The following is a 16,135-nucleotide window of genomic DNA, read 5'->3' as shown; positions in this document are numbered from 1 at the left end:
TTCAGACGGCCTTTTGAAGCGATCAAAACAATGAAAACATTACAAGACTGGCTTTCTCATTTGGAGACTGCCCATAGTTCCGGCCTGATCGATATGGGCTTGGAGCGCGTGGGAGAAGTAAAAAAACGCATGAATTTGGTGCCGCAGTGTCCTGTCGTCGTGGTGGCGGGTACCAATGGCAAAGGCTCTGTATGCGCTTATTTGTCGCATATTTATAAAGAAGCCGGTTTTAAAGTCGGTACGCTGACCAGTCCGCACCTTCTGCGTTACAACGAACGAATCGCCGTCAACACTCAACCGGTTTCAGACGACCTGATTGTTTCCTCATTTGAGCGCATCGAAGCGGCACGCGGTGAAATTTCGCTGACGTATTTTGAGTTTAATGCTTTGGCCGCCGTCGATATTTTCATGCGTGAAAATGTGGACGTCATGATTTTGGAAGTCGGTTTGGGCGGACGATTGGATGCCGTGAATGTATTCGACGGCGACTGTTCGGTTGTTACCAGCGTGGATTTGGATCATCAGGCATTTTTGGGCGATACCGTCGAGCAGGTTGGTTTTGAAAAAGCCGGCGTGTTCCGTAGCGGCAAACCGGCCGTGTGCGGCCAAAACCCTGCGCCTGAATCATTGGTCAAACACGCAGAAGAAATTGGTGCAAAACTGTTGATGGTTCAGCAAGATTTTGATTTTGCGTCAATGGAAAGCGTGCAGTGGAATTACCGCTTCCATCCGCAATCTTCAGACGGCCAAAACCGTAACCGCAATTCCTTGCCGTTTCCTGCTTTGCGCGGCGCGTATCAGTTGTCCAATGCCGCGTGCGCACTGACTGTGTTGGAATGTTTGAACGAACAATTGCCGGTTGATATCGGCGCGATTAAACGCGGTTTGCTGTTGGTTGAGAACCCTGGACGTTTCCAAGTTTTGCCCGGCCGTCCGCTGGTGGTTTTGGATGTCGGCCACAATCCGCATGCTGCCCGTGCTTTGCGCCGAAGCCTGATTAACCTTGCCTTTGCACAAAAACGTACCGCCGTATTCAGTATGTTGTCCGACAAAGATATTGATGGCGTGCTGGAAATCGTTAAAGACCAGTTTGACGAGTGGAATATCGCGCCTTTAGATGTACCGCGCGGCATGACGGTAGAGGCTTTGCAGGCCAAATTGGCTGAACACGGCATCGACAATGTAAATGTTTTTGAAACTGTCGCTGCGGCCTATCGCGCTGCTTTGGCTAAAGCAACCGAAAATGATAGAATCGTTGTTTTCGGCTCATTCCATACTGTTGCCGATGTAATGGCTGTTTTGAAAGAACACTAACGAGGAAATTATCATGTCCGACAATAAACAAAAAGAAACTCCAAACGGATACGATTTAGACGGTTACGAACGACTCAAACGTCGCAACCGCCGTCGCTTGGTCTTGGCCTCCGGCTTGGTGGTGGCATCGGGTATGCTGTTCGGTCTGGTACTGACTTCCGGCGACGATAAAAATTCACCATTTAAAGAAGCGCCTGTTGGTCAGAGCCAAGTCAAAACGGCTGACGAGCCGAGCAAGGCCGTTGTTTTAGAGCCGAATAAAGAAGATGTCGCTGCTGCTGAGGAGGCTGCCCGCCATGCGGATGCCGAAGCATCAAATAAACCGCAAAATGCAGGCGACGAAGAAGACAATGCGCCGGTTGAAGTATTGAAGCCAAACCGTGAATCTGCTCCCGAAGATGTTGGCGAGCCGTTGGTTTTGATTAACGATACTTTGGATGACGGTAATATTAAAGGCTTGGAAGAGTCCGAACGTATTCAACGCGCCGAGGCTGCCAAGCGTGAAGCTGCGGAGCGCCGAGCCGAAGAACGCCGCCAACGTCAGGCTGAACAACGTGCCGCTGCGGCCCGTAAAACACAAGCCCAACAGGAAGCTGCTGAGAAAGAAAATGCATTGGCAGCTAAAAAACGCGCACTTCAAGCGCGTGCTGAGAAAGCAGAACGTGAAGCCGCTGCCGAACGCAATAAATTGGCACAATTGGAAAAAGCAGAGAAAGCCATTGCCGAACGTAAATCTGCCAAAAACAGCAAAGACAGTGTAAAAGACAAGGCCGAACCTGCTAAGAAAGCAGAAACCAAAGTTGAAAAACCAAAAAATGAAAAAGCTAAACCGGAAACGGCCAAAGCAGAAAAAGCCGATAAGGTAAAAACTGCCGAGAAGCCGTCTGAAAAAGCCAAACCTAAAGCTGAAAAAGAAAAAGCGGAAGCCAAGCCTGCGAAAAAAGCCGCTATTCAGGCTGGTTATGCTGAAAAAGAACGCGCGCAAAGCCTGCAACGTAAAATGAAAGCCGCAGGTATCGATTCGACTATTACTGAAGTCATGACCGATAAAGGTAAGGTGTATCGCGTGAAATCAGCCAGTTATAAAAATGCACGCGATGCAGAGCGCGATTTGAACAAATTGCGTGTGCATGGCATTGCCGGTCAGGTGACCAGTGAGTAATTTGCCTGTTGCCGATTTGTTGGCTGCCGCCGTTATCGTCATCTGCATCATTATCTCGTTGACACGGGGTATTATTGCCGAAGCAGGGGCGATGGTGGCGTGGGTGGTATCGTTTATTGCGGCCAGAACGCTTGCTGTGCCGTTTGCCGATGTGGTCTTTAAATCGGTTGAGCCGCATTCCTTGGCGGTTGCGATGGGTTTTGCCGCTGTGTTTTTTCTGGCATGGCTGTTGCAGAAACTGGCACGATCGCTGTTAAGCAGTTTGATGTCTGCCGTTGGTCTGGGAAGCATTAACCGTTTGCTTGGCGGCGTATTCGGTGCAGTAAAAGGTGTGATTTTGGTGACACTGGCAGTGATGGTTTTTTCACACACTGATTTGCCAAAAACGGAAGAGTGGCAAAGTTCGCACACAATTCCGTATTTTGAATCACTTGCCGATGCTGCGATGCCTTATCTGCCTGGAAAAGATACCGCAATGCCGCATCTTTCGGGTAAAGCAGCTGAAGTTGAAGAATTGGATGATTGAGTTTGACGGATTCAGACGGCCTATGGGTCGTCTGAATCCGTTTTTATTTGCGTAAATTTAGCATCATATTGTCGACAATTTGAGCAAACTCATCTAAATTATTTTATAATGACAGCTTACCCATTTAATCTTCAAACTCGGAGAAGCACGATATGTGTGGTGTATTAGGTTTGGTTAGTCATGAGCCGGTCAATCAGATGTTGTATGATGGTTTGCAGATGTTGCAACACCGTGGTCAGGACGCAGCAGGTATTGTTACTGCCGAAGGCAATATATTTCATATGCACAAGGGCAAAGGCATGGTGCGCGAAGTGTTCCGTACCCGCAATATGCGCGACTTGGTCGGTAATGCCGGTATCGCACATGTCCGCTATCCGACTGCAGGCAATGCGGGCAGCAGCGCAGAAGCTCAGCCGTTTTATGTCAGCTCCCCGTTCGGCATTGTTTTGGCACACAATGGTAATCTGACCAATACCGAAGAGCTGTATGAAAACGTATGCAACAAACACCTGCGCCACGTTAATACCAGCTCCGATTCTGAAGTCCTACTCAATGTATTCGCGCACGAATTACGCCGCGAAGTCTCTAAAAATACAGCCCCTTATCAACTCACCATCGACAATATTTTCAACGCCGTTTCTGAAGTACACCGCATAGTGCGCGGTGCATACGGTGTCGTAGCCATGATTGCCGGATATGGCATGGTTGCCTTCCGCGATCCTCACGGTATCCGTCCGTTGGTATTGGGTTCGCAAACCGATGAATCCGGTAAAAAATCGTATGCTGTTGCCTCTGAATCAGTTGCTTTCAACGCACTTGCCTATGACTTGGAACGCGATATCCAGCCGGGTGAAGCCGTGTTTGTCAGCTTTGACGGTTCAATCGTGTCGCGTCAATGCAGTGATAAAGTCAAACTCAGCCCTTGTCTCTTTGAATACGTCTATTTCGCGCGTCCCGACTCCGTCATCGACGGTGTATCCATCTATCAGGCGCGTCTGGATATGGGCGTTTCTTTGGCGGAAAAAATCAAACGCGAGTTGCCCGTCGACGATATCGATGTCGTGATGCCGATTCCTGATACCAGCCGACCCAGCGCGATGGAGCTTGCCGTTCATCTCGAAAAACCATATCGCGAAGGTCTGATTAAAAACCGCTATATCGGTCGCACCTTCATCATGCCTGGACAAGCAACGCGTAAAAAATCAGTACGCCAAAAACTCAGCCCGATGGAAACCGAGTTTAACGGCAAAAGCGTTTTGTTGGTGGATGATTCCATCGTGCGCGGTACGACCAGCCGTGAAATCGTTGAAATGGTACGCGCGGCAGGTGCGCGCAAAGTCTACATTGCTTCTGCTGCTCCCGAAGTGCGCTATCCGAATGTGTACGGTATCGATATGCCGACCCGTGAAGAACTGATTGCAAACGGCCGCAGCGCGTCAGAAATTGCAGCCGAGATTGGCGCGGACGGCATTGTCTTCCAAAACTTAGAAGACTTGGAAGCAGTAGTCAAAGCACTCAATCCAAAAATCGAATCCTTTGATTCTTCATGCTTCAACGGTGTTTATCAAACCGGCGATATCGACGAGGCGTATCTGAACCGCCTCTCTACTGAAAAATCAGGTTGTGGCGGCTTGAAAGTGCATCCAAGCAAAATGGAACACAGCATCAGTATCAGCGATAGTGATGATGAAGAATAAAGTAAATTGACTTACAATAAAGGCCGTCTGAAAATTAACGTTCAGACGGCCTTTAATTATGTTTTAGACACATCATGAGTACCGAAACCAAAAATTACATTACACCTACCGGTTGGCAGGCACTGAAAGACGAACTTTATCATCTGGTCAACAAAGAGCGCCCGGAAATCGTCCAAATCGTTAACTGGGCGGCAAGCAATGGCGACCGCAGCGAGAATGGTGACTATCTTTACGGCAAACGCCGTATGCGCGAAATCGACCGCCGTATCCGTTTTCTAACCAAACGCTTGGAAGCAGCCGTCGTCGTCGACCCTGAAGCGCGTGAAGCCACGGACCAGATTTTTTTCAGTGCAACCGTTGGCTTATTGCGCGGAGACGGTCGTGAACAAACCGTCAAAATCGTCGGCGTAGATGAAATCGATACCGCTAAAAACAAAATCTCATGGATTTCCCCTTTGGCGCGCAGCCTGATTAAAGCACGCGAAGGGGATGAAGTTGTTTTGGATACACCGGAGGGCCGTGAGGTTATAGAGATTCTGTCGGTAGAATATATTAAGATTGACTGATTATGCGTGAATAAAAATTATAAAGGCCGTCTGAAAAATATACTTTCAGACGGCCTTTTATTGATTGCACTACGTTTTTAAGATTTTCCGGCTTTATCTCCGATTTTGCTTTCTTTGCCTTGAATCAGGTTTTGAATATTGCTTTTATGGCGGTACAACACCAATGCGGCAATGAATACGGTTGCCCATGCCCAAGAGGCGTGCGGCATCATGAAGAAGGCGAAGATGGGTGCGCAGACGGTGGCGACCAGTGCAGCGAGGGAGGAGACTTTGAAACCGAACGCCATAACCAGCCAAATCAAGGCGCAGAGCAGGGCGGTTGCTGGGGAGAGGGCGAGCAAGACGCCCAATGCGGTGGCTACGCCTTTGCCGCCTTTAAAATTGAAAAATATTGGCCACATATGGCCAACCAATGCGGCAATCGCGACCAGGGCTATCGTTGCATCAGACAAATTTAAAGCATCTTGCAGGCAGCGCGCCAAGATGACGGCAACCAAGCCTTTTACTGCATCGCCGAGCAGGGTCAGTGCGGCCGCTTTTTTCTTACCGCTGCGCAAGACGTTGGTGGCACCGGGGTTGCCGGAGCCGTAAGTGCGCGGATCGTCCATGCCGTAATATTTTGATACGATGACGGCAAAAGACAGGGAGCCGATAAGATAGGCGGCAATAATGGCGAGTACATTGAACATTTTGGGTGCTTTACTTAAAATGGGAACGGTTATTCTATCAAAAAAACGGACAGGCAAATGGATAAAATCTTTTTGTACGGCATGAAGGCCGATACTTTAATCGGCGTATATGATTGGGAACGCGAGCGTAAACAGACTTTGATTTTGGATTTGGAAATCAGCGTTCCCGAGCGTACCGGCACAAGCGACGATATCGGCGACACCATTCATTATGGCGAAGTATGCGAAGTCGTACGCCGCAGCCTTGCCGAACAGGATTTTTTACTGCTGGAAACTTTGGCGGAACATATCGCCCAATTGATTTTAAATGATTTTGGTGCAGCCAAAGTGCGCGTCCGTATTGTGAAACCCGGTATCTTGCCCGATGTGGCGCAGGTCGGTATTGAAATTGAACGTACTCGGGAATAAACCATAAATATATAAATTTTTAGTTTTAAATAAAAAAGAAAACGTCATGATTGAACAAATATTGGGAAGTATGTCAGGTATATTTTGGATTTTTCTGATTATTATTCCTTTGCTTTTAATAAAAGCACTGTTGAAAAATCCTAAAATAAAAGGAAGCATGGGGGAAATAGCAGTTCGTTCTGTAATTGGAAAAAATTTAGATGAGAAAACTTATACTGAGTTTCACGATTTAATTATTCCATCTCGAGATGGTACGACACAAATTGATCATATTTATGTCTCAATTTTTGGGATATTTGTGATAGAAACTAAAAATTACACAGGTTGGATTTTTGGCAGTGAAAAGCAATCTAAATGGACGCAAATTATCTATAAACAGAAACATTATTTCCAAAACCCGTTGCGTCAGAATTATGCTCATATCAAAGCATTGTCAGAACTATTGCAATTTCCTGAGGAGAAGTTTCATTCAATGGTAGTTTTCTTAGGTGATTGTGAGTTGAAATCGAAAATGCCACCAAATGTTTGCCGTATTAGGCAGGCGGCGGCTTATATTAAGAATTTTCAGACGGCCTTATTACTTCCTCATGAGGTAGAGGCAATAGTTGCTGTATTGTCTTCAAGTGACTACCAAGCAAATAGTGAAAAGCTGCGAACACATACCGAGCGTTTACAACAACGACATCAGCAGTAACGATTAGAAAAGGCATCCTCTGAGTTTATTTCTGTAAAATTTCAGACGGCCTTTAATATTTAATAATTTGGAAATGAGGTAAAAAATGGATTTGAAAGAAACTAAATTAAGCAGCGAGCCAATCTACGAGGGTTCTTTTGTTACCATCAGCCGTGATCGGGTGCGCCTGCCCAACGGCAACGAAAGCCAACGGGTTGTGATCCGTCATCCGGGTGCTGCGTGTGTATTGGCGGAAACGGAAGACGGTAAAGTTGTTTTGGTGCGCCAATGGCGTTATGCCGCCGATCAGGCGACGTTGGAATTACCGGCGGGTAAATTGGATGTGGTGGATGAAGATCCTGCCGAATGCGCTTTGCGTGAATTGGCGGAAGAAACGCCATATGTCGCCGACAGCGTCAAACTGTTGTACTCCTTTTACACCGCAGTCGGTTTTTGCGATGAAAAAATGTATCTCTACCAAGCGCAAGGCGTGCGTTTGGGCAGCGAGTTGAGCAATGATGAGGATGAAATTACAGAAACCGTCCTGATGAGCAAGGAAGAGGTGCGCAATGCATTGGCAAACGATGAAATCAAAGATGGTAAAACTTTGATTGGTTTGCAGTATTGGTTGACTCAGAATTGATATGTTAAGCAGAAAATCCTTAATGGATTTCTGAATACTTGAGTCTGATATTTAGATAATAAGGTTTCATACAAATAAGGCCGTCTGAAAAAGCGTTCAGACGGCCTTGTTTTATTTTGTGGCCGGATTTTAGCCTAATAAAGCCGGTGCAAACCGTGTGATCGTATCGCGCAAAACGATGAGTTTGCCGTGGAAGAAGTGGGACGAACCGGCAATGGTCACAACAGGCAGGCCTTGTGGTTCTGCCCATGTCAGGGCTTTGTTGATTTCAACGACTTCGTCTTCCGCGCCATGAATCATCAATGTTTTGGCGACATCGGGAACGTCGGATGGTTCCGGGCGGTCGGTGTAGTGATAGACGGCTGCGCCCATCAGCAACAGTAAATCAGGCGTGCGCGCTTGTGCGGCAAAGGTGGAAACGTAGCCGCCGAATGAGAAGCCGGCAAGAACGAATTGCGGCGCGTCAGGATGTTGCGCGCGGGCGTAGTCGATAACGGCAATGCAGTCTTGCGTTTCGCCGCGGCCGTAGTCATGTTCGCCTTCGCTATTGCCTACGCCGCGCAAATTGGGCAGGTAGCAATGGAAGCCAAGTTGGCTGAGGGCTTTGGCGGCGGTTTGGATGACTTTGTTGGTATTGGTGCCGCCTTGCAGGGGATTGGGATGGTTGATGACGGCAACGCCGCGGGCGGATTCTTGTGTGCTTGGCAGGTAGATGGTTTCCAGCAAACCGGCCGGGCCGGGGATTTGAATGATGTCGGGTTTGAGCATGAGTGTGTCCTTGTTTGTTTTCAGACGGCCTGAAGCGGTTTACAGATAAAAATTCTTGCCGTTGTTTTGATTGTTGGCTTTCAAATCAGCAAGCATCCGTTTGAAGTCCAGGCCGTATTTTTCGCTTAATTTTTCTGCACGTTTTTTCAGGTTGTCGAGGTTTTGTTCTTTAGGGCTGCTTTGGAACGCCATGACTGCTACGTTGCCGTGGCTCTCGGCAGGCAGCTCGAGTACGCGGCCGTCAAAGACGTTGAGCAGGCGTTCGACAAAGCGTTGATAACGCTGGTCGCCGCTCCACCAGTTGGTAACAAATACGCCTTCGGGAGAGAGGGCATTGCGGCAGTCTTGGAAGAAGGGTTCTTCTACCAAAGCATCGATAATCTGTTCGCCGTCAAAACCATCTACCAAAATCACATCAGTATTGTGGCGGAACACTTTAATATATTCCGCGCCATCTGCCTCGATAATTTCAAAATTTTCGCCTTCGTGCGGCAATTCAAATAGGCTGCGCGCCACGGCGATGACTTGCGGATTGATGTCAATGGCGGTTTGCTTGGTATCGGGCAGGTAGCTGTCTATCCAACGGGCAAACGAGCCGCCGCCCAAGCCGATTTGGGTGATGTGTTTGGGCGGGGTTTCTGCAAACAGCAGCCAACCCATCATGGCGCGGCTGTACGACAACACCAGCTCGGACGGATGATCGACATTCATGGAGCTTTGAATGGTGTCGCTGCCCAAGTGCAGAGAACGGATATTGCCTTCTTCGGAAATGCCGACTTCGGGCAGATGGGATTTGGCTGGGCGTAGGCGGCGGTAAGGATGGCGGGGCGGCATGGGCAAAGACGGAAAGATGTAGAAGGTGTTATTTTAACAGAAACCATGATGTTTTGCGCTGGAGCGGTTTTCAGACGGCCTTTGAGCGTGTTGAATTAAGAGGTAAGGTATTATTTAATTTTCTTTAAAATCATTGGTTTTTATAATTTCATGAGTAACTTTGTTTTAAAATGCTTGCCAAGATGGGAACTTATCGGCATAATGCCGACTTCCTTGCCGGTATAGCTCAGTTGGTAGAGCACCTGACTTGTAATCAGGGGGTCCCGAGTTCGACTCTTGGTGCCGGCACCAGTTAAAGACTGATGGTGCCGCAAGGCATTTCAGTAAGCCGGTATAGCTCAGTTGGTAGAGCACCTGACTTGTAATCAGGGGGTCCCGAGTTCGACTCTTGGTGCCGGCACCAATTAAAAGCCCGATTGTGAAAGCAGTCGGGCTTTTTGCTTATGCTTTGATATTTTAAAAGCAGACCTTATAATACCGCGTTTCCATTTATAACAAAGGGCTGCCCGTCGGGCAGAACACACAGCACCATGATTACCGTAAACACTTTGCAAAAAATGAAAGCAGAGGGCGAGAAAATCGCCATGCTGACCGCTTATGAATCCAGCTTTGCCGCGCTAATGGACAATGCCGGCGTAGATGTACTGCTGGTCGGCGATTCTTTGGGCATGGCGGTGCAAGGTCGTCAGTCCACTTTGCCGGTGAGCTTGCAGGATATGTGCTACCACACTGAATGCGTGGCTCGCGGCACTCAAAATGCAATGATTGTCAGCGACTTGCCGTTTGGCGCGTATCAGCAGAGCAAAGAGCAGGCATTTGCGGCGGCGGCCGAATTGATGGCGGCCGGCGCGCATATGGTCAAACTCGAAGGCGGCGTCTGGATGGCGGAGACCACTGAATTTCTGCAAATGCGCGGCATTCCTGTTTGCGCGCACATCGGCCTGACCCCGCAATCCGTGTTTGCATTCGGCGGCTATAAAGTTCAAGGCCGCGGCGATAAGGCGGAAGCGTTGCTTAACGACGCCAAAGCGCATGATGAGGCAGGTGCGGCAATCGTATTGATGGAATGCGTTCCTGCAGAGTTGGCGAAAAAAGTAACCGAAACCGTTTCTTGCCCGACCATCGGTATTGGCGCAGGCGTGGATTGCGACGGTCAGGTTTTGGTGATGCACGATATGCTCGGCATTTTCCCCGGTAAAACCGCAAAATTCGTGAAAAACTTTATGCAGGGCAAAGACAGCGTTCAAGCTGCGGTCAAAGCCTATGTGAACGAAGTTAAAGCAAAAACGTTCCCGTCTGTCGAACATACGTTTGCCGGATAAAATAAAAACCAGGCCGTCTGAAACTTATTTCAGACGGCCTTTTTGATGAATAAAAGCGTATAATCGGCGCGTGATTTCCGTTGATGAAACGGCGGAAAAGATAAAGGATTTTTCAAACCATGCAAATTATTCATACGATTAAAGAATTGCGCGAGTGGCGCAAAACTGCCGGAAAAGTGGCATTTGTGCCGACCATGGGCAATCTGCACGAAGGCCATCTTGCGCTGGTGCGCGAAGCAAAAAAACGTGCCGATAACGTTGTGGTCAGTATTTTTGTCAACCGCCTGCAATTCGGACAAGGCGAAGATTTCGACAAATATCCGCGCACGTTGCAACAAGATGCCGACAAATTGGCAGGCGAGGGCGTTGCCGTCGTGTTTGCGCCTGATGAAAAAGAGCTGTATCCGAATGTGGAACAGCGTTTCAATGTCGAGCCTCCGCACCTGCAAAACGAATTGTGCGGTAAATTCCGTCCGGGCCATTTCCGCGGCGTTGCGACCGTTGTGACTAAGTTGTTCAATATTGTTCAACCCGATACCGCCTGTTTCGGCAAAAAAGACTATCAGCAGCTGGCGATTATCAAAGGCTTTGTTGAAGACTTGAATTTCAATATCGAAATCGTCCCGGTCGATACCGGCCGCGCTTCAGACGGCCTGGCACTTTCCAGCCGCAACCAATATTTGAGCGAAGCAGAGCGCGCAGAAGCGCCACGCCTCTATCAAGAGTTGCAAAACATTGCCGCAGCCCTGAAAAACGGCAATCTGGATTACGCCCAGCTTGAGGCCGAATGTATCCGCCGTTTGACTGATGCCGGCTGGGTGGTTGATTACGTTGAAATCCGCCATGCACACAGCCTGGCAGTGGCTCATGTCGGTGATAAAGAATTGGTGGTGCTTGCCGCCGCCCGTTTGGGTACCACGCGCCTGATTGATAATTTGGAAGTGGCTTTGGCTTAAAACCAAGCTGCTGTTAAAGGCCGTCTGAAACCTGTTTTTCAGACGGCCTTTTGTTACAATAACGCTTTTGCGTTTCTAAGGCTTTTCCATGTCTAAACCCACCGTCTCCCCGATGATGCAGCAGTATCTCGCCATCAAATCGCAACACGCCGACAAGCTGGTGTTTTACCGCATGGGCGATTTTTACGAGTTGTTTTTGGATGACGCAGTGGAGGCGGCAAAGCTGTTGGACATTACCCTGACCACGCGCGGGCAGATGGACGGCGTGCCGATTAAGATGGCGGGTGTGCCGTTTCATGCGGCGGAGCAGTATCTGGCGCGACTGGTTAAAATGGGCAAAAGCGTGGCGGTGTGCGAGCAGGTGGGCGAAGTCGGCGCGGGTAAAGGGCCGGTGGAGCGCAAAGTCGTGCGCATCGTTACGCCCGGCACGCTGACCGACGCGGCATTTTTGGAAGACAAGGAAACCAACCGCATCGCGGCGGTGAACGCGGATAAAAAACACATCGCCATCGCGTGGGCATCTTTGCAAAGCGGCGAATTCAAAACCAAGCTGACGACGGCGGACAAACTCGCTGACGAGCTGGCGCGTTTGCAGGCGGCGGAAATCCTGTTGCCCGAAGGCAAAAACCTTCCTGACGGTTTTCAGGCAACCTCCGCCAACATCACACGCCTGAACTCATGGCAGTTTGCCGCCGACGCGGGCGCGAAATTGTTGACCGAATACTTCGGCTGCCAAGACCTGCACGGCTTCGGTTTGGACGGCAAAGAACACGAAGCCGCCGTCGGTGCGGCGGGTGCGCTGTTGAACTACATCCGCCTGACGCAAAACCTGATGCCGCAACACCTCGACGGCATTTCGCTCGAAACCGACAGCCAATATATCGGCATGGACGCCGCCACGCGCCGTAATCTTGAAATCACGCAAACTCTCTCCGGCAAAAAATCGCCGACCCTGTTTTCCATACTCGACGGCTGCGCCACCCACATGGGCAGCCGCCTCTTGGCACTCTGGCTGCACCACCCCTTACGCAGTCGCGCCCACATCCGCGCCCGCCAAGAAGCTGTTGCCGCGCTGGATTCACAATACGAAACCCTGCAAGGTCGTCTGAAAAACATCGCAGACATCGAACGCATCGCCGCCCGCATCGCCGTCGGCAACGCCCGCCCGCGCGACCTAGCTGTCCTGCGCGACAGCTTGTTTGCCATGTCCGAAATCGAATTGTCCGCCGAGGGCAGCAGTCTCTTAGAAACCCTCAAAGCCGTTTTCCCCGAAACACTGCCCGTTGCCGAAACCCTCAAAGCCGCCGTAATGCCCGAACCCGCCGTCTGGCTCAAAGACGGCGGCGTCATCAACCAAGGCTATTCCACAGAACTCGACGAGTTGCGCCACATACAAAACCACGGCGACGAATTCCTGCTCGAGCTTGAAGCGCGCGAACGTGAACGCACCGGTCTTTCCACCCTCAAAGTCGAGTTCAACCGCGTCCACGGCTTCTACATCGAGTTATCCAAAGTTCAAGCCGAACAAGCCCCCGCCGACTACCAACGCCGCCAGACCCTCAAAAACGCCGAACGCTTCATCACCCCCGAACTAAAAACCTTCGAAGACAAAGTTCTGACCGCGCAAGAGCAAGCATTGGCATTGGAAAAACACCTGTTTGAAGCCCTGTTGAAAGAAGTTCAGACGGCCTTGCCGCAGCTTCAGAAAGCAGCCAAAGCCGCGGCTGCCCTCGACGTACTTTCTACGTTTGCCGCCATTGCCGCCGAACGCGGCTTCGTTTGTCCTGAGTTCGCCGACTACCCCGTCATCCATATCGAAAACGGCCGCCATCCCGTCGTCGAGCAACAAGTGCGCCACTTTACCGCCAACCACACCCGCCTCGACCACAAACACCGCCTCATGCTCCTGACCGGCCCCAACATGGGCGGTAAATCCACTTACATGCGCCAAGTCGCCCACATCGTCCTCATGGCGCACACCGGCAGCTTCGTGCCTGCCAATTCAGCCCAAATCGGCCCCATCGACCAAATCTTCACCCGCATCGGCGCATCGGACGATTTAGCCTCCAACCGCTCCACCTTCATGGTTGAAATGAGCGAAACCGCCTACATCCTCCACCACGCCACCGAGCAATCCCTCGTCCTCATGGACGAAGTCGGTCGCGGCACTTCGACTTTTGACGGCCTCGCCCTTGCGCAAGCCATTGCCGAACATTTGCTGCAAAAAAACAAATCCTTCAGTCTCTTTGCCACCCACTATTTCGAACTGACCAAACTGCCCGAAGCCCATGCAACGGCAGTCAATATGCACCTTTCCGCGCTTGAGCAAGGTCAAGACATCGTCTTTCTCCACCACATCGAGCCCGGCCCTGCCAGTAAAAGCTACGGTATCGCCGTTGCCAAACTCGCAGGTCTGCCCAACCGCGCTTTGAAAGCGGCTCAAAAGCATTTAAACGATTTGGAAAACCAAGCTGCCGCCAACCGTCCGCAGTTGGATATTTTCAGCGCCATGCCGTCTGAAAATGGGGCAGATGAGGAAGGGAAAGAACAAGAAGTTGAGCCTGTTGATAATTTGCAGAATAATGAATTGGCTGAAGCGTTGGTGCAAATTCAGCCCGACAACCTTACGCCGCGCGAAGCCTTGGATGCCTTGTATCGCTTGAAAGATATCTGCAATAAGGCGTCGTAAATATCTCAAAGGCCGTCTGAAACAGGGGAACATATTGATGAGTTTTACTGACATTACCGTGGTTGGTATTACCGGCGCAGATTCTTATACCGAGGGCACGATGTATGCCATTGTCCGCAGCTGTGCCGAATTGCCCGGCAGCCGTGGATTGCTGATCAGCCCGAGTTGTCCTCAAGGTTTGCCGGAAAATATCCGACATCAGCCTTGCCGGAAATTCGGTTATCTGGAATACAATCTGTTTGTTTTGTACCAACTGATGTATTATATCGATACTGATTATTGTTTGATTGTTCAAAATGACGGCTGGGTGTTGAACGGCCAAAACTGGCAGGATGCCTATCGGGAATATGACTATATCGGCGCACCTTTGCCGATTTTGTTGGAAACCGAAGCCGACGGGCAGTTTTTCCTGAAGGGAACCGACCAATATTTGGCCAAACAACATCTGATTCAGACTTCTTCGAATTTTGACGAGCCGCAGAACGGCGGTTTCAGCCTGCGCAGCAGACGGCTTTTAACCATGCCGCGACAACTGGGCTTAAATGTAGAAATCCGACCGCCTTTGCCGCCGAAAGACAAAAAAATTGCCGATATGGAATGGCTGGTACGGCTGCACCATGAAGATATGTTTTTGACGGCGCAACACCGTTATAGATTGCAGGACTTGGGTTTGAAATTCGCGCCTCCGGATATTGCTACGCAATTTTCTTCAGAAGTACCGTTTATCAATCAAATGAGGAATGTCCCTTTAGAGTGCGTCTTTGGGGCGCACTGGATGGGCAATGTGGTCTTGACCGGCTGCAACCGTGTCCGGTTTGCCCAATTGAATGAGGATAAATTGGAAACATACTCCCGTTTTTTTAGAAATTTAGGTTATGAGTGGGAATAAATTAAGGCCGTCTGAAAGTTCAGACGGCCTTTTTTAATGGCTGTTAATGTTGATGATGGTGGGCATGGCGTGCAGCCGCGCGTTTGGTGCCGACAGGTACGATCAGCGTTGCATAAGCTTTGTCTTGTTGGCATACGCTTTTATCGCTGTAATCGGTCTCGTTCACCACTTTGATTTTCCACAAGCCGTCAATCAACGTAATCACATTGACCACGCCGTTTTTATCGGTTTTGCCGGAGAAGCCTTGAGGCTCGCGGTGGTCATGGGTTGATTCCAAGTCCATTTCGGCCAAAGTGTCCGAGCTGGCGGTAACGGTGGCTTTAACCAAAGGCTCGCCTTTGTACAGGACTTTGACCGGCAAAATACCGCCGGCTTTGACTTCGTTCGGATTTTTCAGCGGAACAAGTTCCAGCTCTTGGCCGATAGGGCGGGTCAACACAGCTTCATCAACTGCGCCGTTGCCCACTTGGACAAAGCTCTTTCCGAACATTTGCGATTGTTCGCAATAGGTTGAACCGGCCAGCTGTTTCAAGGTTTGCTGTTTCCAGCCGTCTTGGTTTTTCGACCAGAAAGTCGGTTTGTAGGTTGCGCTGACCCAGTAGGAGCCTTCAGGCAAAGCGGCTTTGGAAACGTATTGATAGTTTTCGCCTTTATTTACCAAATCAACGGTTTTCTTTGAGCTGCCGGTCAATTGCAGCGGTTTGAAAATATGCACGCGGTCGTCGGCGATTTTTTCGACATTGGGGAAGTCATGGCTGTAACCCAAATCCGCATGCAGGATTTGGCCAGCAGGCTGATGTGTCGGTGCGGCCACCCAAACATCGTGCGCCTGCGCCGCTGCGCCCAATCCCAGCAATCCTAAAAGCATCCATTGTTTCATAGTTTCTACACTCCATTTTGTTGTTGAATGAAAGGCCTTGTATTTTGGCGAGTAGAAACATTACTCTTATTTGCATTTTTTGTAAACAAAAAGGATTATATTTTTTAATTATAAATAAT

Annotated in this window: 16 protein-coding genes and 2 tRNA genes; 14 read left to right on the top strand and 4 right to left on the bottom strand. The window is 49.7% G+C overall.

Going from position 1 to position 16,135, the window contains the following annotated elements; translation table 11 throughout:
- Positions 1–30 precede the first annotated feature (30 nt).
- From folC to greB, 5 genes are all read left to right on the top strand, one after another.
- The gene (gene folC, locus ACTHS8_RS03790) at positions 31–1,314 is read left to right on the top strand and encodes a bifunctional tetrahydrofolate synthase/dihydrofolate synthase (protein ID WP_440373016.1); all 1,284 of its coding nucleotides are present in this window, start codon (positions 31–33) and stop codon (positions 1,312–1,314) included.
- 13 nt (positions 1,315–1,327) lie between these two features.
- A complete protein-coding gene (gene ftsN, locus ACTHS8_RS03785) occupies positions 1,328–2,476 on the top strand; it encodes a cell division protein FtsN (protein WP_440373015.1) in 1,149 nt (382 codons plus the stop codon).
- The gene (locus ACTHS8_RS03780) at positions 2,469–3,002 is read left to right on the top strand and encodes a CvpA family protein (protein WP_063068803.1); all 534 of its coding nucleotides are present in this window, start codon (positions 2,469–2,471) and stop codon (positions 3,000–3,002) included. Before ftsN ends, ACTHS8_RS03780 begins: the two co-directional genes overlap by 8 nt.
- A gap of 152 nt (positions 3,003–3,154) precedes the next feature.
- The gene (gene purF, locus ACTHS8_RS03775) at positions 3,155–4,699 is read left to right on the top strand and encodes an amidophosphoribosyltransferase (protein ID WP_063075427.1); all 1,545 of its coding nucleotides are present in this window, start codon (positions 3,155–3,157) and stop codon (positions 4,697–4,699) included.
- A gap of 74 nt (positions 4,700–4,773) precedes the next feature.
- Positions 4,774–5,265, top strand: a complete 492-nt coding sequence (gene greB / locus ACTHS8_RS03770; RefSeq protein WP_003685038.1) for a transcription elongation factor GreB — start codon at positions 4,774–4,776, stop codon at positions 5,263–5,265.
- Positions 5,266–5,342: 77 nt separating this feature from the next.
- Here greB and plsY read toward each other — a convergent pair whose 3' ends face one another.
- Positions 5,343–5,954: a glycerol-3-phosphate 1-O-acyltransferase PlsY gene (plsY, locus tag ACTHS8_RS03765; protein ID WP_063075428.1), complete on the bottom strand. Its 612-nt coding sequence runs from the start codon at positions 5,952–5,954 to the stop codon at positions 5,343–5,345.
- Positions 5,955–6,011: 57 nt separating this feature from the next.
- Between plsY and folB the strand changes: the two genes are divergently transcribed.
- From folB to ACTHS8_RS03750, 3 genes are all read left to right on the top strand, one after another.
- A complete protein-coding gene (gene folB, locus ACTHS8_RS03760) occupies positions 6,012–6,362 on the top strand; it encodes a dihydroneopterin aldolase (protein WP_063075429.1) in 351 nt (116 codons plus the stop codon).
- 46 nt (positions 6,363–6,408) lie between these two features.
- Positions 6,409–7,056 (top strand): nuclease-related domain-containing protein, encoded by a 648-nt coding sequence (locus ACTHS8_RS03755; protein ID WP_063075430.1) that lies wholly within the window; start codon positions 6,409–6,411, stop codon positions 7,054–7,056.
- A gap of 85 nt (positions 7,057–7,141) precedes the next feature.
- The gene (locus ACTHS8_RS03750; RefSeq protein WP_440373014.1) at positions 7,142–7,678 is read left to right on the top strand and encodes an NUDIX hydrolase; all 537 of its coding nucleotides are present in this window, start codon (positions 7,142–7,144) and stop codon (positions 7,676–7,678) included.
- A 129-nt stretch (positions 7,679–7,807) separates the two neighbouring features.
- On the opposite strand, the gene ACTHS8_RS03745 is transcribed toward ACTHS8_RS03750, so the two are convergent.
- Both ACTHS8_RS03745 and ACTHS8_RS03740 read right to left on the bottom strand, forming a co-directional pair.
- Positions 7,808–8,446, bottom strand: coding sequence for an alpha/beta hydrolase (locus ACTHS8_RS03745; protein WP_440373013.1), 639 nt, complete (start codon positions 8,444–8,446; stop codon positions 7,808–7,810).
- 39 nt (positions 8,447–8,485) lie between these two features.
- Positions 8,486–9,280 carry a polyamine aminopropyltransferase gene (locus tag ACTHS8_RS03740; RefSeq protein ID WP_440373012.1) on the bottom strand — a complete coding sequence of 265 codons (795 nt, stop codon included), beginning with the start codon at positions 9,278–9,280 and terminating at the stop codon, positions 8,486–8,488.
- A 215-nt stretch (positions 9,281–9,495) separates the two neighbouring features.
- Between ACTHS8_RS03740 and ACTHS8_RS03735 the strand changes: the two genes are divergently transcribed.
- From ACTHS8_RS03735 to ACTHS8_RS03710, 6 genes are all read left to right on the top strand, one after another.
- A tRNA-Thr gene (locus tag ACTHS8_RS03735) sits at positions 9,496–9,571 on the top strand.
- A 36-nt stretch (positions 9,572–9,607) separates the two neighbouring features.
- A tRNA-Thr gene (locus ACTHS8_RS03730) sits at positions 9,608–9,683 on the top strand.
- A 127-nt stretch (positions 9,684–9,810) separates the two neighbouring features.
- Positions 9,811–10,602: a 3-methyl-2-oxobutanoate hydroxymethyltransferase gene (gene panB, locus ACTHS8_RS03725; protein ID WP_107810601.1), complete on the top strand. Its 792-nt coding sequence runs from the start codon at positions 9,811–9,813 to the stop codon at positions 10,600–10,602.
- Between the two features lie 119 nt (positions 10,603–10,721).
- The gene (gene panC / locus ACTHS8_RS03720) at positions 10,722–11,558 is read left to right on the top strand and encodes a pantoate--beta-alanine ligase (protein ID WP_070824223.1); all 837 of its coding nucleotides are present in this window, start codon (positions 10,722–10,724) and stop codon (positions 11,556–11,558) included.
- Positions 11,559–11,646: 88 nt separating this feature from the next.
- Positions 11,647–14,247, top strand: a complete 2,601-nt coding sequence (gene mutS, locus ACTHS8_RS03715; RefSeq protein ID WP_440373011.1) for a DNA mismatch repair protein MutS — start codon at positions 11,647–11,649, stop codon at positions 14,245–14,247.
- Between the two features lie 37 nt (positions 14,248–14,284).
- A complete protein-coding gene (locus ACTHS8_RS03710; protein ID WP_440373010.1) occupies positions 14,285–15,136 on the top strand; it encodes a DUF5672 family protein in 852 nt (283 codons plus the stop codon).
- Positions 15,137–15,179: 43 nt separating this feature from the next.
- Here the strand turns inward: ACTHS8_RS03710 and ACTHS8_RS03705 are convergent, their stop codons facing one another.
- A complete protein-coding gene (locus ACTHS8_RS03705) occupies positions 15,180–16,016 on the bottom strand; it encodes a DUF4198 domain-containing protein (RefSeq protein WP_440373009.1) in 837 nt (278 codons plus the stop codon).
- Between the last annotated feature and the right edge of the window lie 119 nt (positions 16,017–16,135).

This window comes from Neisseria sp. P0016.S008, from assembly GCF_051957775.1.
In the GTDB taxonomy this organism is placed as follows: Bacteria; Pseudomonadota; Gammaproteobacteria; order Burkholderiales; family Neisseriaceae; genus Neisseria; species Neisseria flavescens_B.
The sequence above is the reverse complement of the archived record's forward strand: the minus strand, read 5'-3'. Positions and strand labels throughout refer to the sequence as shown.

Excerpts from the sequence above, each read along its gene's own strand:
- panC (WP_070824223.1), top strand. The coding sequence starts at position 10,722 with ATGCAAATTATTCATACGATTAAAGAATTGCGCGAGTGGCGCAAAACT.
- plsY (WP_063075428.1), bottom strand. The coding sequence starts at position 5,954 with ATGTTCAATGTACTCGCCATTATTGCCGCCTATCTTATCGGCTCCCTG.
- mutS (WP_440373011.1), top strand. The coding sequence starts at position 11,647 with ATGTCTAAACCCACCGTCTCCCCGATGATGCAGCAGTATCTCGCCATC.
- ACTHS8_RS03710 (WP_440373010.1), top strand. The coding sequence starts at position 14,285 with ATGAGTTTTACTGACATTACCGTGGTTGGTATTACCGGCGCAGATTCT.
- ftsN (WP_440373015.1), top strand. The coding sequence starts at position 1,328 with ATGTCCGACAATAAACAAAAAGAAACTCCAAACGGATACGATTTAGAC.
- ACTHS8_RS03705 (WP_440373009.1), bottom strand. The coding sequence starts at position 16,016 with ATGAAACAATGGATGCTTTTAGGATTGCTGGGATTGGGCGCAGCGGCG.
- folC (WP_440373016.1), top strand. The coding sequence starts at position 31 with ATGAAAACATTACAAGACTGGCTTTCTCATTTGGAGACTGCCCATAGT.
- ACTHS8_RS03750 (WP_440373014.1), top strand. The coding sequence starts at position 7,142 with ATGGATTTGAAAGAAACTAAATTAAGCAGCGAGCCAATCTACGAGGGT.
- ACTHS8_RS03745 (WP_440373013.1), bottom strand. The coding sequence starts at position 8,446 with ATGCTCAAACCCGACATCATTCAAATCCCCGGCCCGGCCGGTTTGCTG.
- purF (WP_063075427.1), top strand. The coding sequence starts at position 3,155 with ATGTGTGGTGTATTAGGTTTGGTTAGTCATGAGCCGGTCAATCAGATG.
- panB (WP_107810601.1), top strand. The coding sequence starts at position 9,811 with ATGATTACCGTAAACACTTTGCAAAAAATGAAAGCAGAGGGCGAGAAA.
- greB (WP_003685038.1), top strand. The coding sequence starts at position 4,774 with ATGAGTACCGAAACCAAAAATTACATTACACCTACCGGTTGGCAGGCA.
- ACTHS8_RS03740 (WP_440373012.1), bottom strand. The coding sequence starts at position 9,280 with ATGCCGCCCCGCCATCCTTACCGCCGCCTACGCCCAGCCAAATCCCAT.
- ACTHS8_RS03755 (WP_063075430.1), top strand. The coding sequence starts at position 6,409 with ATGATTGAACAAATATTGGGAAGTATGTCAGGTATATTTTGGATTTTT.
- folB (WP_063075429.1), top strand. The coding sequence starts at position 6,012 with ATGGATAAAATCTTTTTGTACGGCATGAAGGCCGATACTTTAATCGGC.